Raw genomic sequence first — 20371 nt, forward strand, 5'->3', positions numbered from 1 at the left:
AACCTGGCAGCGCATTGATCGAACAACTTGACAAACCTTGTAGTGGCGTACGGGCGACTGCCTGCGCGTAGGCTCGTTTCCGGCGGCCGCCGGGCCCTAATACGATCGCTGCGGAGCGGCCGGTGACCCCGACGCGACCCAAGCGCCCACTAACACAAACGGAAGCGAGACTTCACCACCGTGACTGCTCTGACTCTCAGCACTGCCGGCGCTGCGACGCTGCGCGCCGACGCCCTCGTGGTCGGTGTGGCGAAGGGCCCGAAGGGCCTCGTCGTGGCCGCCGGCGCCGAGGCCGTGGACAAGGCGTTCGACGGAAAGCTCGCCGCCGTGCTCGACTCGCTCGGCGCCACGGGCGCCGAGGGCGAGACCACCAAGCTGCCCGCCCCGGCCGGCCTCAAGGCCCCGGTCGTGCTGGCGGTCGGCCTCGGTACGGCCCCTGAGCAGGACGAGTCCTTCGACGAGGAGGCCCTGCGCCGCGCCGCCGGCTCCGCCTCCCGCGCCCTGCACGGTTCGAAGAAGGCCGCGTTCGCCCTCCCGCTGGACGACGCCTCCGCCGTCACCGCCGTCGCCGAGGGCGCGCTGCTCGGCGCGTACGCGTTCACCGCCTACCAGGGCGGCGAGAAGAAGGGCTCCAAGGACTCCGGCCCCAAGCAGCCGCTGGCCGAGATCGCCCTGCTCGGCGCCAAGCCGCGCGACAAGGAGCACAAGGCCGCGGCCGAGCGCGCCACCGTCGTCGCCACCGAGGTCAACGTCGCCCGCGACCTGATCAACACCCCGCCGAACGACCTCACCCCCGAGGCCTTCGCCGCCGTCGCCTCCGCGACCGCGAAGGAGAACGGCGTCAAGGTCCAGATCCTCGACGAGAAGGCCCTCGTCAAGGGCGGCTACGGCGGCATCATGGGCGTCGGCAAGGGCTCCGAGAACCCGCCGCGCCTGGTGAAGCTCTCCTACACCCACGCCAAGGCAGAGAAGACCCTCGCCTTCGTCGGCAAGGGCATCACCTACGACTCGGGCGGCATCTCCCTGAAGCCGGCCGGCCACAACGAGACGATGAAGTGCGACATGTCCGGCGCCGCCGCCGTCTTCGCCGCCGTCATCGCCGCCGCCAAGCTGGGCCTCCAGGTCAACGTCACCGGCTGGCTCGCGCTCGCCGAGAACATGCCCTCCGGCTCCGCCACCAAGCCGGGCGACGTGCTGCGCATGTACAGCGGCAAGACCGTCGAGGTCCTGAACACGGACGCCGAGGGCCGCCTGGTCCTGGGCGACGCGCTGACCAAGGCCTCCGAGGACAACCCGGACGCGATCGTCGACGTCGCCACCCTCACGGGTGCCATGGTGCTGGCGCTCGGCGACCGCACCTTCGGGATCATGGCCAACGACGACGCCTTCCGCACCTCGATCCACGAGATCGCGGAGGAGGTCGGCGAGGCCTCCTGGCCGATGCCGCTCCCCGAGGACCTGCGCAAGACCATGGACTCCCCCACCGCCGACATCGCCAACATGGGCGTGCGGATGGGCGGCGGCCTGGTGGCCGGCCTCTTCCTCCAGGAGTTCGTCGGCGAGGGCATCACCTGGGCGCACCTGGACATCGCGGGCCCGGCCTTCCACGAGGGCGCCCCGTACGGCTACACCCCCAAGGGCGGCACCGGCTCCGCCGTCCGCACCCTGGTGCGGCTGGCCGAGCGCACCGCCACGGGCGACCTGGGCTGACGCAGCCGCCCCGTCGCAAGGGCGGCCCGCGTATCACCCCGTGAGACGCCCCCTGTGACGCGCGCCGCGCCCCGGGACCCCGATCAGGGGCCCGGGGCGCGTTCGCTCTGGAAGAAACGTCGAGGATCAGTAGGTTTCTACGCACGGGTAACCGAGATCTCGGGCAGAACGACGGTCCACACCCGGGGCCCGGCGTCCCGCGTTCCCCCGACAAATGCGAAGATGGGTTCTCGGCAGGACAGGGCCCCCACCACAGGGCCGAAGAAACAAGCGGCCGATTACCAGCCGCCGCCCGGTCACAGAGGACCGGTGCCCGGCGCACATGCATGGAGGACGTGACGTGGCGAACGACGCCAGCACCGTTTTCGACCTAGTGATCCTCGGCGGTGGCAGTGGCGGTTACGCCGCGGCTCTCCGCGCATCCCAGCTGGGTCTCGACGTTGCGCTGATCGAGAAGAACAAGCTCGGCGGCACCTGCCTGCACAACGGCTGCATCCCCACGAAGGCTCTGCTGCACGCCGGTGAGATCGCCGACCAGGCACGCGAGGCCGGACAGTTCGGTATCAAGGCCTCTTTCGAGGGCGTTGACATCGCCGGTGTGCACAAGTACAAGGACGAGGTCATCTCGGGCCTGTACAAGGGCCTGCAGGGCCTGGTCGCCTCCCGCAAGGTGACCTACATCGAGGGTGAGGGCCGTCTGTCCTCCCCGACCTCCGTCGACGTCAACGGCCAGCGCATCCAGGGCCGCCACGTCCTGCTGGCGACCGGCTCCGTGCCGAAGTCGCTGCCGGGCCTGAACATCGACGGCAACCGGATCATCTCCTCGGACCACGCGCTGGTCCTGGACCGCGTGCCCCAGTCCGCGATCATCCTGGGCGGCGGCGTCATCGGCGTCGAGTTCGCCTCGGCGTGGAAGTCCTTCGGCACCGACGTCACCGTCATCGAGGGCCTCAAGCACCTCGTCCCGGTCGAGGACGAGAACAGCTCGAAGATCCTGGAGCGCGCCTTCCGCAAGCGCGGCATCAAGTTCAACCTCGGCACCTTCTTCGACAAGGCCGAGTACACCGAGACCGGCGTCCGCGTGACGCTGGCCGACGGCAAGACCTTCGAGGCCGAGGTGCTGCTGGTCGCCATCGGCCGCGGCCCGGTCTCCCAGGGCCTGGGCTACGAGGAGCAGGGCGTCGCGATGGACCGCGGCTACGTCCTGGTCGACGAGTACATGCAGACCAACGTGCCGACCATCTCGGCCGTGGGCGACCTCGTCCCCACCCTGCAGCTCGCGCACGTCGGCTTCGCCGAGGGCATCCTCGTCGCGGAGCGCCTGGCCGGCCTGAAGGCCGTGCCGATCGACTACGACGGTGTCCCGCGCGTCACGTACTGCCACCCGGAGGTCGCCTCCGTCGGCATCACCGAGGCCAAGGCCAAGGAGATCTACGGCGCGGACAAGGTCGTCGCCCTGAAGTACAACCTGGCGGGCAACGGCAAGAGCAAGATCCTGAAGACCGCGGGCGAGATCAAGCTCGTCCAGGTCAAGGACGGTGCCGTGGTCGGCGTCCACATGGTCGGTGACCGGATGGGCGAGCAGGTCGGCGAAGCCCAGCTGATCTACAACTGGGAGGCCCTGCCGGCCGAGGTCGCGCAGCTCATCCACGCGCACCCGACCCAGAACGAGGCCCTCGGCGAGGCCCACCTGGCCCTGGCCGGCAAGCCGCTTCACGCACACGACTAATCGTCACGGGCGCGACGACCACTTCCGCACTTTCGTTAGGAGCAACTGAAACCATGTCGGTTTCCGTAACCCTTCCGGCGCTCGGCGAGAGCGTCACCGAGGGCACTGTCACCCGTTGGCTCAAGGCCGAGGGCGAGCGCGTCGAGGCCGACGAGCCGCTGCTCGAGGTCTCGACCGACAAGGTCGACACCGAGATCCCCTCCCCCGTCTCCGGCATCCTGGCCTCCATCAAGGTCGCCGAGGACGAGACCGTCGAGGTCGGCGCCGAGCTGGCCGTCATCGACGACGGCTCCGGCGCCCCGGCCGCCGCTGCCGCCCCGGCCGCCGCCGAGGCCCCCGCGGCTCCGGCCGCTCCGGCCCCCGTCGCCGAGGCCCCGGCCGCCCCCGCACCGGCCGAGACCCCGGCTGCCCCGGCCGCCGCCCCGGCGGGCGCCGCCTCCGGCACCGACGTCGTGCTGCCCGCGCTGGGCGAGTCGGTCACCGAGGGCACCGTCACCCGCTGGCTGAAGGAGGTCGGCGAGTCCGTCGAGGCCGACGAGCCGCTGCTCGAGGTCTCCACGGACAAGGTCGACACCGAGATCCCCGCGCCGGTTTCCGGCACCCTGCTGGAGATCGTGGTCGGCGAGGACGAGACCGCCGAGGTCGGCGCCCGTCTCGCCGTCATCGGTGTCGCGGGCGCTGCTCCGGCCGCCGCCCCCGCCGCTGCCGCTCCGGCTCCGGCCGCGCCGGCCGCTCCGGTCGCCGCCCCGGCTCCGGTCGTGGCCGCTCCGGCCGCCGCCGCTCCGGCTCCGGCCGCCGCGGCCCCGGTCGCCGCTCCGGCCGCCCCGGTCGCCGCTCCGGCCGCCCCGGTCGCCGCTCCGGCCGCCCCGGCCGCCGCTCCGGCCGCCCCGGCCGCCGCTCCGGCTCCGGCCGCTCCCGCCGCCGTCTCCGGCGACGAGGGCGCGTACGTGACCCCGCTGGTGCGCAAGCTCGCCTCGGAGTCCGGCGTCAACCTGTCGACGGTCACGGGCACCGGCGTCGGCGGCCGTATCCGCAAGCAGGACGTCCTGGCCGCCGCCGAGGCCGCCAAGGCCGCCGCTGCCGCCCCGGCTCCGGCCGCCGCCGCTGCCCCGGCCGCCGCCAAGGCTCCGGCCGCGGTGTCCGAGCTGCGCGGTCAGACGGTCAAGATGACCCGCATGCGCAAGGTCATCGGCGACAACATGATGAAGGCCCTGCACTCGCAGGCGCAGCTCAGCTCCGTGGTCGAGGTGGACATCACCAAGATCATGAAGCTGCGCGAGAAGGCCAAGGCCGGCTTCCTCGCCCGCGAGGGCGTCAAGCTGTCCCCGATGCCGTTCTTCGTCAAGGCCGCTGCCCAGGCGCTGAAGGCCCACGCGGTCGTCAACGCCCGGATCAACGACGACGAGGGCACCATCACCTACTTCGACTCGGAGAACATCGGCATCGCCGTGGACTCCGAGAAGGGCCTGATGACCCCGGTCATCAAGGGTGCCGGTGACCTCAACCTGGCGGGCATCTCCAAGGCCACGGCCGACCTGGCCGGCAAGGTCCGCGGCAACAAGATCACCCCGGACGAGCTGTCCGGCGCGACCTTCACCATCAGCAACACCGGCTCGCGCGGTGCGCTGTTCGACACGGTGATCGTTCCGCCGAACCAGGTCGCGATCCTGGGCATCGGTGCCACGGTCAAGCGCCCGGTCGTCATCGAGACCGAAGAGGGCACCGTCATCGGCGTCCGCGACATGACGTACCTGACCCTGTCCTACGACCACCGCCTGGTGGACGGCGCGGACGCGGCCCGGTACCTCACCGCCGTCAAGGCGATCCTCGAGGCCGGCGAGTTCGAGGTCGAGCTCGGCCTGTAAGGCCCTGCGCACAGCCCCGGCTGTCGCTTGCGGCGCCCCCGTCCGGATTCGTCCGGGCGGGGGCGTCGTCGTTGTAACGAGCCTCACCCTGCGTCCCTGACCACGAACGCATCGGAGCAGGCCGAGGCGGCCTTATTGTCTAGGCATCAGGCCCCGCGTGTCCGCACACACAGGAGTTGAAACCCGATGATCACCCCACCCGTCGTGCACTCGCTGCGCGAGCAGATCCGCGAGCACATCGTGGAGGGGATCGTCAGCGGCCGCTGGAAGCCCGGTGAGCGGATCGTCGAGCGGCGGATCGCCGTCGAGCTGGAGGTCAGCCAGACGCCCGTGCGCGAGGCGCTGCGCGAGCTGGAGACGCTGCGGCTGATCGAGTCGGCGCCGAACAAGGGCGTCCGCGTACGGAACCTCTCCGCGGCCGACCTGGAGGAGATCTACCCGGTCCGGGCCGGTCTGGAGCAGATCGCGGCCGAGCTGGCCGCCCCGAGGCTGGCGACCGACTGTTCGGCCCTGGAGCCGCACGTGGCGGCCCTGTGGGAGGCCGACCGGGTCCAGGACGGCACGGCGCAGGTGCGGCACACGGTGGGCTTCCACCGGGAGATGGTGCGGGCGGCCGGGAACAGCGTGCTGCTGCACACCTGGGAGAGCCTGGGCATCGAGGTCTTCACCGCCCTGTCGATCCGGTGGCTGGGAACCGTCCAGAAGTCGTACGCCGAGGAGCACGAGGCTCTGGTGGCGGCCTTCCGCAGCCAGGACCCGGACATCGGGGTGCTGGTGAAGCGGCATGTCCTGGGATGCGCTCCGCGTAGCGCCTGACCCTCTCTGACCTGCGGTTTTGAGCGATCCTCCAGCGGATCGCCAGCCCGGTGGCATGTACTGATGAAACCGGCACCCGGTGCCTGAGTTCATGGCACCGGGTGCCGACTTTCGTCACAGCGTCGAATATTCGTCACTTTTATTTGATCGATCATCGATCAGGGATTTACAGTCACTGCGGGCCCCAACCGGGTCCATCGACCCTGTCCTGCCCGTCAGGGTTTTCTTCACCACCTCCTCTCCTTTGTCCGGAAGGCGGCGCACACCGATGTCCGACCCCGTAGGAAAGCTTCCGAGCGAGCTCGACCAGCTCCCGGACCGCGACACCGAGGAGACCGCCGAATGGGCGGCCTCCCTCGACGCCGTCGCCAAGGCCGCCGGTACGCGCCGCGCCGAATACCTGCTCCGCCGCACCCTCCAGCACGCCGAGGCCGCCGGCCTCGCCCTGCCGAAGCTGCTGGAGACGGACTACGTCAACACCATCCCCACCTCCGCGGAGCCCGAGTTCCCGGGTGACCAGGAGATGGAAGCCAGGATCACCGCCTGGAACCGCTGGAACGCGGCCGCCATGGTGACCCGCGGCTCCAAGTACGGCGTCGGCGGCCACATCGCCACCTTCGCCTCCGCCGCGTGGCTGTACGAGACCGGCTTCCAGCACTTCTTCCGCGGGAAGGAGGCCGACGGATCGGGCGACCAGCTCTACATCCAGGGCCACGCCTCCCCCGGCATCTACGCCCGCGCCTTCCTCGACGGGCGCGTCTCCGAGCAGCAGCTCGACAACTTCCGCCAGGAGTCCGGCGGCAACGGCCTGCCGTCCTACCCGCACCCGCGGCGCCTGCCGTGGCTGTGGGAGTTCCCCACGGTCTCCATGGGCCTCGGCCCGCTCTCCGCGATCTACCAGGCGCGCTTCAACCGCTACCTGGAGAACCGCAGGATCAAGGACACCTCCAACTCGCACGTCTGGGCCTTCCTCGGCGACGGCGAGATGGACGAGCCCGAGTCGACCGCCGCCCTGGCCCTGGCCTCCCGCGAGCAGCTCGACAACCTGACGTTCGTCATCAACTGCAACCTGCAGCGCCTCGACGGCCCGGTCCGCGCGAACTTCCGCGTGGTCCAGGAGCTGGAGGCCCAGTTCCGCGGTGCCGGCTGGAACGTCATCAAGACCCTCTGGGGCACCGCCTGGGACGAGCTCTTCCAGCTCGACACCACGGGCGCCCTGGTACGCCGCCTGCGCGAGGTACCGGACGCGCAGTTCCAGACGTACGCGACCCGCGACGTGGCCTACATCCGCCAGCACTTCTTCGGCGTCAACGCCGAGCTCGTGCAGCTGGCGGGCGTGCTGTCCGACGCGAAGATCGCCGAGTGCTTCCACACCTCCCGCGGCGGCCACGAGCCCCGCAAGGTGTACGCCGCGTACAAGGCCGCCCTGGAGCACAAGGGTGCTCCGACGGTCATCCTCGCGCAGACCGTCAAGGGCTACACGCTGGGCGCCGGGTTCGAGTCGAAGAACGCGAACCACCAGATGAAGAAGCTGACGATCGACGAGTTCAAGGACATGCGCGACCTCCTTGGCCTCCCGATCCCGGACAGCGCCTTCGCCGACGGCAAGGTGCCCTACGGCCACCCGGGCGCGAACAGCCCCGAGGTGCAGTACCTGAACGAGCGCCGCGCGGCCCTCGGCGGGCCCGCCCCTGCCCGCAAGGTCAAGCACGTCGCCCTGCCGGCTCCGGCCGACCGCTCCTTCGCCCCGCTCATCAAGGGTTCCGGCAAGCAGGAGATGGCCACCACCATGGCCTTCGTCCGCCTCGTCAAGGACCTGATGCGGGACAAGGAGACCGGCAAGCGCTGGGTGCCGATCGTCCCCGACGAGGCCCGTACCTTCGGTATGGAGTCCCTCTTCCCGTCGGCCGGCATCTACTCGCCGCTGGGCCAGACGTACGAGCCGGTCGACCGCGACCAGCTGATGTACTACAAGGAGGCCAAGGACGGCCAGATCCTCAACGAGGGGATCACCGAGGCCGGCGCCATGGCCGACTTCATCGCCGCCTGCACGTCGTACGCGACGCACGGCGAGCCGATGATCCCGTTCTACATCTTCTACTCGATGTTCGGCTGGCAGCGCACCGCCGACCAGATGTGGCAGCTCGCCGACCAGCTCGGCAAGGGCTTCATCGTCGGCGCCACGGCCGGCCGCACCACGCTGACCGGTGAGGGCCTCCAGCACGCCGACGGCCACTCGCACCTGATCGCGTCCACGAACCCGGCGTCGCTCAACTACGACCCGGCCTTCGCGTACGAGATCGCGGTGATCGTCAAGGACGGTCTGCGCCGGATGTACGGCGAGCAGCCCGAGGACGTCTTCTACTACCTGACGGTATACAACGAGCCGAAGGTGCAGCCCGCGATGCCCGAGGGCGTCGAGGAAGGCATCATCAAGGGTCTGTACCGCTTCAACACCGCGGCCGGCCTCGCGGAGGCCGCCCCGGCCGCCGACGCGCCGAAGATCCAGCTGATGGCCTCCGGCACGGCGATCCACTGGGTCCTGGAGGCGCAGCGGCTGCTCGCCGCCGACTGGAACGTGGCCGCCGACGTGTGGTCCGCCACCTCGTGGGGCGAGCTGCGCCGCGACGCGCTGGAGTGCGACGAGGCGCTGCTGCGCGGCGAGGAGCGCACCCCGTACGTGACCCGCGTGCTGGAGGGCGCTCCGGGCCCGGTCCTGGCGGTGTCCGACTGGATGCGCCAGGTCCCGGACCAGATCAGCCAGTGGGTCCCGCAGGACTACACCTCGCTGGGTACGGACGGCTTCGGTCTGTCCGACACCCGTGAGGGCGCCCGCCGCCACTTCGGTGTCGACGCCCAGTCGATCGCGGTGGCCGCGCTGGCCCAGCTGGCCCGCCGCGGCGAGGTTCCGGCGTCCGCCGTCAAGGAGGCCCGGGAGCGCTACGGCCTCTGAGCCGTGTGCCGCCGAACGCCGAGCCGAAGGCCGGTGTCCACCCCCCAAAGGGGTCGGACACCGGCCTTTGGCCGTATGAGCGGTGGCGACGCGGGGGTGGAGCCGTGATGCTGGAGCGGTGATGGACGAGACGGAGTTCTGGGAGATCGTCGACCGTACCCGCGAGGCCGCCGAGGGCGACCCGGAGGAGCATGCCGAGCTGCTCGTGGAGCGGTTGGCGCAGCTCGATCCCGACTCCGTGCTGGACTTCGCGCGGCACTTCGAGTCCCGGTACAACCGGGCGTACACCTGGGACCTGTGGGGCGCGGCGTGGGTGCTGCTCGACGGGGCGAGCGACGACGCGTTCGACTACTTCCGGTGCTGGCTGATCGGGCAGGGCCGGGAGGTCTTCGAGGGCGGGGTGCACGATCCGGACCGGCTGGCGGAGCTGCTGGGCGAGTTCGACGAGGACGTCGACGGGGACGGCGAGGAGCTCGGGTACGCGGCCGACGAGGCGTACGAGCAGCTCACCGGGGTGGTCGCGCCGGACCTGGGGATCCCGTTGCAGGCGGAGGAGCCGGAGGGCACCCCGCTGGACTTCGAGAACGAAGCCGTGCTGGCGGAGCGCTTCCCCCGGCTCTGGGACCGGTTCCGTCCCCAGGCCTGACCAGTGGCGCGTACTAGTAGTGCGTGCCGCCGTCGATGCGGATCTCGGTGCCGGTGATGAAGGCTCCGTCCTCGGAGCCCAGCATCGCGACGACGCCGGCGACGGTCTGCGGGCCGGCGAAGCCCTGGCCGAGGGCCGGGGCGAGCTTGGCGAACAGGCTCCAGTCGGTGTCCTCGGGCAGGCCGGGGCCGGTGCCGGTGGTCATGCCGCTCTCGATGGAGCCGGGGGCCACGGAGACGAAGCGCAGGCCCTGCTTGCTGTACTCGGCGGCCAGGGCGTGGGTCATGGACTGGATGCCGCCCTTGCTGGCCGCGTAGGCGGACATGTAGGGGTGGGCGAAGCTCGCCGAGGTGGAGCTGAAGTTGACGACGACGGGCTGCTCCCCGGCCAGCAGCGCCGGGAGCGACTCGCGGATCATCAGGAAGGTGCCGGTCAGGTTGACCGAGATCACCTGGTTCCACAGGTCGAGCGTGGTCTGGTGAGTGTGCGCGGAGCGCAGGATGCCCGCCGCGTTGACCAGTACGTCGATCCCGGTGAGGGCGTCGACGGCGGCGGCGACGCCCGTCTTGACGGCGGCCTCGTCGGATATGTCCAGGACGGCGGCGGTCAGCCGGTCGCCGTGGCCCCCGGCGGCCGCCTGCTCGGCGGTGGCCTTCAGGCCGGCCTCGTTCACGTCGACGGCGTGGACCCGGCCGCCCTCGGAGAGAATGCGGTGGACGGTGGCCTGGCCGATGCCCGAGCCGCCGCCGGTGATGAGGACGCGACGTCCTTCGTAACGGTTCATGGGGCCGAGCGTACCGAGAAGGTGACACGTTTTGCCAGACTGGCACGTCATGCATTCTCCGGCCGGCCCTGGCGTAGTCTTCACCCGTGAGATCTCCCCGTCCGTACTCCCCACAGAGCGGCCCCGGAACCCAGTCGCTGACCGAACGCCGCAAGGCCGCCACCCAGCTCGACATCGCCCGCGCCGCGTGCGAGCTCTTCGCCGCGCACGGACCCGACGGCACCACCGCCGAGGACATCGCCCACCGGGCGGGGGTCGCGCTGCGCACGTTCTACCGCTACTTCCGCAACAAGCAGGAGGCCGTGGCCCCGCTGCTGGCGGGCGGCGGCGACGCCTGGCGGGCGCTGCTCGCCGAGGAGCGCCCGGGCACGCCCCTGGCGGAGGCGCTGGAGCGCGCGGTGAGGCGCTCGCTGAGCGACTCGCAGAGCGTGGAGGAGGGGCTGGAGGTCACCCGCGGCCTGCTGCGCGCGGCCGCCTCCGACGAGGCACTGCGGGCGGTCTGGTACCGGGTGAACCAGGACTCCGAGGAGCGTCTGGTCCCGGTGGTGGCCCGGCTGGCCGGCCCCGACGCGGACCCGCTGTCGGTGCGCCTGCTCGCGGCGGCCGCCACGGACGCGATCCGGGTCTCGCTGGAGCTCTGGTCGGCCGGCGACGCCCCGGTCGCGGGCCCCGGCTCCCCCGCGGACCTCGCGGTGCGCGCCCTGCGCGAGCTGACCGGCGCGATGCCCCTGCTCCGCTGAGCGCGGGGCAGGGGCACCGTGGGCAGGGCGCTGGGTGCGGCGGTCAGCGCCAACCGCCCCAGTCGTCGTACCAGTCGCCGTGGTCGTGCCAGCTGGCGTTGTCCCAACGGCCCCGGTCGTTGTCGTTCCAGCCGTGGTCGTGGTCGCTCCAGCGGCCGTTCCCACCGCAGTCGTCGTCGTCCCAGTTGTTCGAGTGGCGGTAGTCCGAGCGCGAGTCCCAGCCACCGTCGTGGGCTGATGCGTTCGCGACCGGCAGCAGACCCAGGGTGAGTCCGGCGGCCCCGGCGACAACGGCTCCAACGATCCTACGGCGCATCTTCATGCACCTCCGAACATCTATCGCTTATCGGGCTTTTAGGTCCTATCCACCGTTACTCCGGTCGGGCGGGCTGTCAAAAGCAGAAGGCCCCCGCCACTCTCCGAAGAGAGCGGCGGAGGCCTTCCCTGCCTACGCTGACCTGGGCTTCTTACAGGTCGAAGTAGAGCTCGAACTCGTGCGGGTGCGGACGCTGCGCGATCGGGGCGATCTCGTGCGTGCGCTTGTAGTCGATCCAGGTCTCGATCAGGTCGGGCGTGAAGACACCGCCGGCGAGGAGGTACTCGTGGTCCTCCTCCAGGGCCTTGAGGACGTCCTCAAGGCTGGTCGGGACCTGCGGGACGCTCGCGTGCTCGTCGGGCGAGAGCTCGTAGAGGTCCTTGTCGATCGGCTCCATCGGCTCGATCTTGTTCTTGACACCGTCGAGGCCCGCGAGGAGCAGCGCCGCGAAGGCGAGGTACGGGTTCGAGGACGGGTCCGGCGCGCGGAACTCGACGCGCTTGGCCTTCGGGTTCGAGCCCGTGATCGGGATGCGCATGGCGGCGGAGCGGTTGCGCTGCGAGTACACCATGTTGACCGGCGCCTCGAAGCCCGGCACCAGGCGGTGGTAGGAGTTCACCGTCGGGTTGGTGAAGGCGAGCAGCGACGGGGCGTGCTTGAGGATGCCGCCGATGTAGTAGCGGGCGGTGTCCGACAGGCCCGCGTAACCGGCCTCGTCGTAGAACAGCGGCTCGCCGCCGGCCCACAGGGACTGGTGGACGTGCATGCCCGAGCCGTTGTCACCGAAGATCGGCTTCGGCATGAAGGTCGCGGTCTTGCCGTTGCGCCAGGCGACGTTCTTCACGATGTACTTGAAGAGCATCAGGTCGTCGGCCGCGGCGAGCAGCGTGTTGAACTTGTAGTTGATCTCGGCCTGGCCACCGGTGCCGACCTCGTGGTGCTGGCGCTCGACCTGGAGGCCCTGGGCGTCCAGTTCGAGGGAGATCTCGGCGCGCAGGTCGGCGAAGTGGTCGACCGGGGCGACCGGGAAGTAACCGCCCTTGTAGCGGACCTTGTAGCCGCGGTTGTTCTCCTCGGAACCGGTGTTCCAGGCGCCGGCCTCGGAGTCGATGTGGTAGAAGCCCTCGTTGGCGGAGGTCGCGAAGCGCACGCTGTCGAACACGTAGAACTCGGCCTCGGGGCCGAAGAACGCGGTGTCGGCGATGCCGGTGGAGGCGAGGTACGCCTCGGCCTTCTTCGCGATGTTGCGCGGGTCGCGGCTGTAGGCCTCACCCGTGATCGGGTCGTGGATGAAGAAGTTGATGTTGAGCGTCTTGTCCTTGCGGAACGGGTCCAGACGCGCGGTGCTGATGTCGGCACGCAGCGCCATGTCGGACTCGTGGATCGCCTGGAAGCCGCGGATCGAGGAACCGTCGAAGGCGAGCTCCTCCGCCGGGTCGAACGCTCGCGCCGGGATGGTGAAGTGCTGCATCACACCAGGCAGGTCGCAGAAGCGGACGTCGACGAACTTGACGTCGTTCTCCTCGATGTACTGCTTCACTTCGTCGGCGTTCTTGAACATCCAACTCCTCCTACTCCCGGTCCCGGGGCAGGGACGGGCTTTATAGCTCGTGGCGCGTCAGTGCGGTGCCGCACGCTGACCCGACCATAAGCAGACGGGATTTCCCAAGCATGACCCATTTGTTTCGCACAAGTTAACCAGGGTCCGGTCCAGGGCCCGTGGAGGAGCACCGGTACCGTGGTGGAGTGGACAACAGGCAAGCAATCGGTTCCTGGCTCTCCGGCCCGCGCGCGGCCGCCGAGGAGATGGGCGTCGACTTCGGCTATCCGGGCCAGCGGCTCGGCCTGCCCCAGTCGGGACCCGGCTCCGCGGCCCGCTTCGGACGCCGGCTCGGTGCCGTCCTCATCGACTGGATCGGCTGCCAGCTGATCGCGTACGGCCTCATCACCCACGGGAACCTGGCCGCCGCCGGGAACTGGACGCTCGCCCTCTTCCTCTCCCTGACCCTGCTGACCGTGGGCACCGTGGGATTCACCCCCGGCAAGCGGATGCTCGGCCTCCGGGTGATCGGGCAGGACGGCGGCCGTCTGGGCATCCCCCGCGTGGTGCTGCGGACCCTGCTGCTGGCCCTCGTCATCCCGGCGCTGATCTGGGACCGCGACGGACGCGGCCTGCACGACCGCCTCGCGGGCGCGGTCCAGGTCCGCATCTAGCGGTCCGGGTCCAGCGGCACTCCACCGGGACACCGCCGCCGGCGTGTAGAGGCGTACGCCCGCGGCGGCCGTGGCCGGAACCCACCGCTCGTATACACACAGGGGCGCCCCCGAGCCATCCGGCTCGGGGGCGCCCCTGTGTGTATACGAGGAGTACGGTCAGCGCATCTTTCCGCCGCGCGGCATGCGCATGCCCTTGGGCATCGGGCCCTTCGGGACCGGCATGTTGCTCATGAGGTCACCCATGGCCCGGAGCTTGTCGTTGACCTTCGTGATCTGCGGGCCGGAAAGGACGCGCGGCAGCTTCAGCAGCGTCGTACGGACCTTCTTGAGCGGCACCTCGCCCTCGCCGGTGCCCACGATGAAGTCGTGGACCGGGATGTCGGGCATGATCCGGGCCATCTTCTTCTTCTCGGCCGCGAGCAGGGTCTTGACCCGGTTCGGGTTGCCCTCCGCGATCAGGACCACGCCCGCCTTGCCGACGGCCCGGTGGACGATGTCCTGGTTCCGGTTCATCGCGACGGCAGGGGTGGTCGTCCAGCCCCGCCCGACGTTGTCCAGTACGGCCGCGGCAGCGCCCGGCTGCCCCTCCATCTGCCCGAAGGCAGCCCGCTCGGCCCGCCGCCCGAAGACGATCGCCATCGCGAGGAACGCCACCAGGAGGCCCAGGATGCCCAGGTAGACCGGGTGGCCGATCAGGAAGCCGATCGCAAGGAAGACACCGAAGGTGACGATTCCCACGCCCGCGACGATCAGACCGACCTTCGGGTCGGCCTTGCGCGTCATCTTGTACGTCAGGGCGATCTGCTTCAGTCGCCCGGGGTTCGCAGCAGTCTCTGCGTTTGACTTCCTCGCCATAGGGCGAAGTTTACGTGTCCTGCGGGGTCCGGGTCGCCGCGGCCTCGAGTACGTGCTCGGTTTCCACGCGGTCCTTCGCCCGGCGGCGGTCCTCCAGGACGGCCGCCCAGGCATTGCGCCGGGCACCGCTCATGAGCAGCGATTCCAGGCCGCGGAAGGCCTCACTGAAGGACGGGATGGCGATGGCGCGGACTGGCGCGGCCTGCATGATGTCGACCCCTACTCTCGCTGCTCGCATCGTCGGCGTGTGCGGTGCGTGGATCCAGCGTCACTGACTGGTGTTACCAGGGCGTGACCGGTCGGTCAAATGTGATTGACACGTTGCAAACACAGACGCGACCCGCCGGGCTCTTCACACGAAAAGAGCCTAGGGGCCGCGTCGATGCGGTGTTACCGGTTGGTAAGTATTGTGCGTGAGCTCACACTCACGCTGAGTCAGGCAGCCGTCGGATCAGACCGCGGCGCGCTTCTCCATCGCCTGGTTGTAGAGGCGACCGGCGCGGTACGACGACCGGACCAGCGGGCCGGACATCACACCAGAGAAGCCGATCTCCTCGGCCTCCTTCGCCAGCTCCACGAACTCGGCCGGCTTCACCCAGCGCTCCACGGGGTGGTGCCGCGGCGAGGGCCGCAGGTACTGGGTGATGGTGATGAGCTCGCAGCCGGCCGCGTGCAGGTCGCGCAGCGCCTCGCTGACCTCCTCGCGCTCCTCGCCCATGCCCAGGATCAGGTTGGACTTGGTCACCAGGCCGTACGCGCGGGCCTGCGTGATCACGTCGAGCGAGCGCTCGTAGCGGAAACCCGGGCGGATGCGCTTGAAGATGCGCGGCACGGTCTCGACGTTGTGCGCGAAGACCTCGGGGCGGGAGGCGAAGACCTCCTCCAGCAGCTCCGGGACCGCGTTGAAGTCGGGGGCCAGCAGCTCGACCTTGGTGTGGCCGCCCTCGCGGCCGGCCGTCTGCTGGTGGATCTGGCGCACGGTCTCCGCGTACAGCCACGCGCCGCCGTCCGCCAGGTCGTCGCGGGCGACGCCGGTGATGGTGGCGTAGTTCAGGTCCATGGTGACCACGGACTCGCCGACGCGGCGAGGCTCGTCCCGGTCCAGGGCCTCGGGCTTGCCGGTGTCGATCTGGCAGAAGTCACAGCGCCGGGTGCACTGGTCGCCACCGATGAGGAAGGTGGCCTCGCGGTCCTCCCAGCACTCGTAGATGTTCGGACAGCCGGCTTCCTGACACACCGTGTGCAGTCCTTCGCCCTTCACCAGGGCCTGCATCTTGGTGTACTCGGGACCCATCTTGGCCCGGGTCTTGATCCACTCGGGCTTGCGCTCGATGGGGGTCTGGCTGTTACGGACCTCCAGGCGCAGCATCTTGCGTCCGTCGGGTGCGACTGCGGACACGACCGGCTCCCTGTGACTTCGATTCTTCGGCGCCCACCAGGGTACGCCCGTAATTCGTACGCTCTTACGTCCGCCAACCGGGGTCCGCCCGGAGGCATTCCCCCGGACCGCTCAGCCGGCGGCCGGCTCGACCTCGCGCGGCTTCAGCTCGGCCTGCTCCAGCACGTCCTTCAGGTGCCGTTCGACGACCGGCAGCACCTCGGCGATGGTGACCTCGCGGCCCAGTTCGTACGAGAGCGAGGTCACACCGGCGTCCCGGATCCCGCACGGGATGATCCGGTCGAACCAGGTGCTGTCCGGGTTCACGTTCAGGGAGAAGCCGTGCATCGTGACGCCCTTGGCGACGCGGATGCCGATGGCGGCGAGCTTGCGGTCCTCGCGGCGCTGGCCGGCGTTGGACGGGGCGTACTCGGGGCCGTGGAGCCGGGCGTCGAACTCGTCGTCACCCGTGCGCGCGTCGGTGGCGGGCACCGTGAAGTCCAGGGAGAGGCCGCCTATCCTCGGGCGCTCCTCCACGGGGTCGCCGAGCACCCAGACGCCGGAGCGGCCCTCGACCCGGGTGGTCTCCAGGCCGAACTCGGCGGCGGTGCGGATCAGGGCCTCTTCGAGGCGGCGCACGTGGGCGACCACGTCCACGGGGCGGGGCAGCTTCATGATCGGGTAGCCGACCAGCTGGCCCGGGCCGTGCCAGGTGATCTTGCCGCCGCGGTCCACGTCGATGACCGGGGTCCCGTCCAGGGGGCGCTCGCTGGGGTCGGTGCGGCGGCCGGCGGTGTAGACCGGCTCGTGCTCGACCATCAGGCAGGTGTCGTCGATCTCGTCCGCGAAGCGGGCCGCGTGCACCCGGCGCTGCTCTTCCCAGGCCTCGGTGTACTCGACGGATTCCGGCCCGAAGCCCAGATGGACAAACCGAAGCTCAGTCACCGCAGCGCCTCCTCGTTGAACCTGCTGTGTGCACGTATCGCACTCCGGTCAAGGGTACGGCGACCCGTGCGCGGCCCTTCAAGCCCCCGGTTCGGCTCCCGGACAAGCCCCCGGGCGGGTCTCCGGACCGGCCTCCGGCGGCGGGCCGGCCGGCAGCCGGCGGGGGCGCCTGCGGCCCGCGGGCGGGCGGTCCGGGTCCTCGTCGGCCCTCGGCAGCCTGCGGTGGCCCTCGGAGTGGTCGTTGACCCAGCCGCACACCCCGCACGCGTAACGCCCGTCCAGTCCCGCGATGTAGGTGCCGCAGCGGCGGCACTCCGCCTCGGTGAGCTCGGGGGCGGGCAGCGGGGCGGTGGATTCCGCGTACGGATCGGGGAGGTGCGCCCCGGGGGGCCGACGGGTCATGTGGCGCAGCGTACGCGGACAGGGTGGGTCGGTCCGTAAAGAGCCCTACCCATTCTGCACACGATCGGATGAATGTGGGGCAGAGAGGGCGGTGTGAGCGGAGTTGGCCGCTACATTCACGCCGTTCACAGGGCCGGGACCCCGGTCCGTCACGTACGGAAACCGTGGAGCCGATGACCGAACGACCTGCCCAGCGTGTCCCCAACCGGCAGCTCGCGGCACTGATCGCGGAAGCCGGGTTCTCCAACGCCGGGCTCGCCCGCCGTGTAGACCAGCTCGGTCTGGAACACGGTCTGGACCTGCGGTACGACAAAACCTCCGTGACCCGCTGGCTGCGCGGCCAGCAGCCCCGCGGCACCACCCCGGCGCTGATCGCGGAGGTCTTCACGCGGCGCCTGGGGCGGCGGCTGTCGGCGCAGGATCTGGGCCTGGACGCGTGCGCCCCCGTGTACGCCGGGCTGGAGTTCGCGGCCACCCCGGAGGAGGCCGTGGACATCGCGAGCGGGCTGTGGCGCAAGGACTCCGGCTCGCACGCCGAGCTGCGCAAGATCGCCTTCACCCCGGCCGGGCTGGTGGTGCCCAGCCGGGACTGGCTCATCGGGCGGGCCGACGAGCGCGTCGGCCGCGGCGCCGACCCCGCCGCGCACCGGGTCCCCGCCCAGGGCCGCACCTCGGTGCCCCGGCAGCGGCAGATCGACCGGGGGCCCGGACAGCGGGTGACCAGCGGGGACATCGCGGCGCTGCGCTCGGTGAGCGAGCTGTTCCGGACCCTGGACCACACCTACGGCGGCGGCCACGCCCGGCAGGCCCTGGTGCGGTACCTGGAGCACGAGGCCGAGCCGATGCTGCGCGGCACCTACGGGGAGACCACCGGGCGCCGGCTGTTCGCCGCGGCCGCCGACCTGACCCGGCTCGCGGGCTGGACCTCGTACGACATCGCCGCGCACGGGCTGGCCCAGCGGTACTTCGTCCAGGCGCTGCGGCTGGCGCAGGCCGCCGGGGACCGGCCGTACGGGTCCTACGTGCTGATCACCATGAGCCGTCAGGCGGTGTACCTGGGGCACGGCCGGGAGGCGGTGCAGCTGGCCCGGGTCGCCCAGCAGGGCGTGGGCTCGGGCCCGCCGCCGGTGGTCCAGTCGCTGCTGCACGCGTCGGAGGCGCGGGGGCACGCGGTGCTGGGCGAGGTGCGGGCGGCGACGGCCTCGCTGGTGCGGGCGGAGCGGGCGCTGGGCGCGGCCCGGCCGGGGGACGACGTACCGCACTGGGCCCGGCTGTTCGACGAGGGGCAGCTGGCGGACGAGTTCGGGCACTGCCACCGGGACCTCCAGCAGTACCGGGCCTCGGCCCAGCACGCGGAGCGCTCGCTCCAGCTGCGGGCTCCCGGGTTCGCCCGCTCGCGGCTGTTCTGCCGGGTGGTGCTGGCCACGGCGCGGCTGGGGCTGGGCGAGCTGGACCAGGCGTGCGCGCTCGGGGCGGAGGCGGCGCAGCAGGCGATGGAGATGCGGTCGGTGCGCGCGGTGGAGTACGTACGGGACTTCGAGCGGCGGCTGGAGCCGTACCGGGACGCGGCGGCCGTGCGGACGTACCGGGACCGGGTGTCGGCGCTGAACTGACCGGGGCGGGCCCGGCCCCCGTGCGGGGCCGGGCCCGCGGCCGGTGTCCCTCAGGCGGCGGCCGGGAGGGCGGGCTCCGGCCGGGCGGGCAGCGGGATGCCGAAGTCGCGCAGCAGGGCCGTTGCGGCGCGGCGGGCGGAGTGCAGGGCGCCCTGGACGGTGTTGGAGTCGCGGTGGTCCCCGCAGACGTAGAGCCCGGCCAGGACCCGTACGGGCCGCTGCCTGTCGTGGGGCGGGGGCATCGCCGGGACGGCCTCCGGGGTGTGGTGGACGGCCAGCGGCTCCCAGTCCCGCGTCGAGGTCTCGTACAGCCGGGCGAGCCGGGAGGCGACCGTCCGGGCGGGCGGCGGCGGGCCGTGCACGGTGGTGGTGACCAGGCCGCGGCCGGCGGGGGCCCGGGTGGGGTCGACGGCGCTCATCACGGTGGTGTGGGCGAGCGGCCACTTCGGGTCGGCGTCCAGGAGCAGGGAGCCGTCCCAGGGCAGGGGTTCGGGGGTGGCGTGGTGGATGACGGTGACCTCGTGGAAGGCCGGGACGCGCAGCCCCGGGAGGAGTTCGGCGGCGGCCCGGGCGCCGGTGGCGAGCAGGACGGCGCGACAGCCGAAGTCGCCGTGCTCCTCGGTGGTGACGAGGTTCGTCGCCACCGACCGCACCCGGATGCCGGTGCGGATCGTGCCGGGCGGCAGGGCGGCCGCGAGGAGCCCGGGCAGGGTGGCGGCGCCGCCCTCGGGCACGGCGAGGCGGCCTCTGGCGAAGGTGCGCAGCGCGAGGTCGGCGACGCGGCTGGAGGTGGTCAGCTCCGGGTCGCGGAGCAGGGTGGACAGCAGGGGGCGCAGGACGCCGGCCACGGTGCGCGGGGGCAGGCCGCGGGAGCCGAGGGCGGCGTGGGCGGTGCGTTCGGGCCGGGCGAGCACGCGCTCCAGGGGCAGTGCGGCGAGCCGGCCGAGGGCGGCGCTGAAGCGGGCCTGGTCGAGGGAGCCGCTGGCGAGCGCGCGGGCGGGGGTCAGGGCCCCGGCCCGCTGCTGCCTGCCGTCGGCGCCGTGCACCAGGACGCCGGGGGCGAAGGGGCGCAGGACCAGGTTCGTGAGGCCCGGGGTGCGGGCGGGTTCGGTGTAGGCGGTGTTGAGGAGCTGGCCGACCCGGTCGAGCCGGAACCCGTCGGCCGTTTCGGTGGCCATGCGGCCGCCGGGGTCGTCGGCGGTCTCCAGGACGCTGACGGCGACCCCCGCCGCGATCAGGTGGTGCGCGGCCGCGAGTCCTGAGACTCCGGCTCCTACGATGACGACGTCCGCGTGATGTGCGGCATGGTGTGAGCTGCTGAGCACGTGCCCCTCCCCGAGGTCGGCGCGGCTGTGTGGGGATCCTCCTTCCCCCAACGGGCTCCGGGAGAACCCGAGTCCGG

Annotated in this window: 18 protein-coding genes; 9 read left to right on the forward strand and 9 right to left on the reverse strand. The window is 71.2% G+C overall.

Annotated features, from left to right (window positions below; genetic code table 11):
* Positions 1-180: 180 nt before the first annotated feature.
* From ACZ597_RS13525 to ACZ597_RS13550, 6 genes are all read left to right on the forward strand, one after another.
* Positions 181-1710: a leucyl aminopeptidase gene (locus ACZ597_RS13525; protein ID WP_471328619.1), complete on the forward strand. Its 1530-nt coding sequence runs from the start codon at positions 181-183 to the stop codon at positions 1708-1710.
* 340 nt (positions 1711-2050) lie between these two features.
* Positions 2051-3439 carry a dihydrolipoyl dehydrogenase gene (gene lpdA / locus ACZ597_RS13530; protein ID WP_042800828.1) on the forward strand — a complete coding sequence of 463 codons (1389 nt, stop codon included), beginning with the start codon at positions 2051-2053 and terminating at the stop codon, positions 3437-3439.
* A 53-nt stretch (positions 3440-3492) separates the two neighbouring features.
* Entirely contained in the window at positions 3493-5304 is a 1812-nt protein-coding gene (gene sucB / locus ACZ597_RS13535) for a 2-oxoglutarate dehydrogenase, E2 component, dihydrolipoamide succinyltransferase (protein WP_471328621.1), read from the forward strand.
* A 189-nt stretch (positions 5305-5493) separates the two neighbouring features.
* On the forward strand, positions 5494-6120 hold the full coding sequence (locus ACZ597_RS13540; protein WP_471328898.1) for a GntR family transcriptional regulator: 627 nt from the start codon (positions 5494-5496) through the stop codon (positions 6118-6120).
* A gap of 268 nt (positions 6121-6388) precedes the next feature.
* Entirely contained in the window at positions 6389-9073 is a 2685-nt protein-coding gene (gene aceE, locus ACZ597_RS13545; RefSeq protein ID WP_471328623.1) for a pyruvate dehydrogenase (acetyl-transferring), homodimeric type, read from the forward strand.
* A 121-nt stretch (positions 9074-9194) separates the two neighbouring features.
* Positions 9195-9719, forward strand: coding sequence for a DUF4240 domain-containing protein (locus tag ACZ597_RS13550; protein WP_471328625.1), 525 nt, complete (start codon positions 9195-9197; stop codon positions 9717-9719).
* 13 nt (positions 9720-9732) lie between these two features.
* Here ACZ597_RS13550 and ACZ597_RS13555 read toward each other — a convergent pair whose 3' ends face one another.
* Positions 9733-10503, reverse strand: a complete 771-nt coding sequence (locus ACZ597_RS13555; RefSeq protein ID WP_471328626.1) for an SDR family NAD(P)-dependent oxidoreductase — start codon at positions 10501-10503, stop codon at positions 9733-9735.
* 86 nt (positions 10504-10589) lie between these two features.
* Between ACZ597_RS13555 and ACZ597_RS13560 the strand changes: the two genes are divergently transcribed.
* Entirely contained in the window at positions 10590-11243 is a 654-nt protein-coding gene (locus tag ACZ597_RS13560; RefSeq protein WP_471328628.1) for a TetR/AcrR family transcriptional regulator, read from the forward strand.
* 43 nt (positions 11244-11286) lie between these two features.
* On the opposite strand, the gene ACZ597_RS13565 is transcribed toward ACZ597_RS13560, so the two are convergent.
* Both ACZ597_RS13565 and glnA read right to left on the reverse strand, forming a co-directional pair.
* The gene (locus tag ACZ597_RS13565; protein WP_471328629.1) at positions 11287-11559 is read right to left on the reverse strand and encodes a hypothetical protein; all 273 of its coding nucleotides are present in this window, start codon (positions 11557-11559) and stop codon (positions 11287-11289) included.
* Between the two features lie 151 nt (positions 11560-11710).
* Positions 11711-13120 carry a type I glutamate--ammonia ligase gene (glnA, locus tag ACZ597_RS13570; protein ID WP_470980870.1) on the reverse strand — a complete coding sequence of 470 codons (1410 nt, stop codon included), beginning with the start codon at positions 13118-13120 and terminating at the stop codon, positions 11711-11713.
* Between the two features lie 185 nt (positions 13121-13305).
* On the opposite strand from glnA, the gene ACZ597_RS13575 reads away from it, so the two are divergent.
* Positions 13306-13773 carry an RDD family protein gene (locus ACZ597_RS13575; protein WP_471328630.1) on the forward strand — a complete coding sequence of 156 codons (468 nt, stop codon included), beginning with the start codon at positions 13306-13308 and terminating at the stop codon, positions 13771-13773.
* Positions 13774-13932: 159 nt separating this feature from the next.
* Here ACZ597_RS13575 and ACZ597_RS13580 read toward each other — a convergent pair whose 3' ends face one another.
* The 5 genes from ACZ597_RS13580 to ACZ597_RS13600 all read right to left on the reverse strand — a co-directional run bounded on the left by ACZ597_RS13580 (position 13933) and on the right by ACZ597_RS13600 (position 17356).
* Positions 13933-14631, reverse strand: a complete 699-nt coding sequence (locus ACZ597_RS13580) for a DUF4191 domain-containing protein (RefSeq protein WP_471328632.1) — start codon at positions 14629-14631, stop codon at positions 13933-13935.
* Positions 14632-14641: 10 nt separating this feature from the next.
* Complete coding sequence (locus ACZ597_RS13585; RefSeq protein ID WP_362470288.1) at positions 14642-14839, reverse strand: SCO2195 family GlnR-regulated protein; 198 nt, start codon at positions 14837-14839, stop codon at positions 14642-14644.
* Positions 14840-15082: 243 nt separating this feature from the next.
* A complete protein-coding gene (gene lipA, locus ACZ597_RS13590) occupies positions 15083-16030 on the reverse strand; it encodes a lipoyl synthase (protein ID WP_470981676.1) in 948 nt (315 codons plus the stop codon).
* A 111-nt stretch (positions 16031-16141) separates the two neighbouring features.
* Positions 16142-16954 carry a lipoyl(octanoyl) transferase LipB gene (gene lipB / locus ACZ597_RS13595; RefSeq protein WP_471328634.1) on the reverse strand — a complete coding sequence of 271 codons (813 nt, stop codon included), beginning with the start codon at positions 16952-16954 and terminating at the stop codon, positions 16142-16144.
* A 78-nt stretch (positions 16955-17032) separates the two neighbouring features.
* The gene (locus ACZ597_RS13600) at positions 17033-17356 is read right to left on the reverse strand and encodes a hypothetical protein (protein WP_471328636.1); all 324 of its coding nucleotides are present in this window, start codon (positions 17354-17356) and stop codon (positions 17033-17035) included.
* 173 nt (positions 17357-17529) lie between these two features.
* Here ACZ597_RS13600 and ACZ597_RS13605 point away from each other — a divergent pair, with 173 nt between their 5' ends.
* Positions 17530-18969 (forward strand): regulator, encoded by a 1440-nt coding sequence (locus ACZ597_RS13605; protein WP_471328638.1) that lies wholly within the window; start codon positions 17530-17532, stop codon positions 18967-18969.
* A 50-nt stretch (positions 18970-19019) separates the two neighbouring features.
* Here ACZ597_RS13605 and ACZ597_RS13610 read toward each other — a convergent pair whose 3' ends face one another.
* The gene (locus ACZ597_RS13610; protein ID WP_471328640.1) at positions 19020-20294 is read right to left on the reverse strand and encodes an FAD-dependent oxidoreductase; all 1275 of its coding nucleotides are present in this window, start codon (positions 20292-20294) and stop codon (positions 19020-19022) included.
* Positions 20295-20371: the final 77 nt, after the last annotated feature.

The sequence above is a fragment of the Streptomyces sp. NPDC040718 genome, assembly GCF_055593565.1.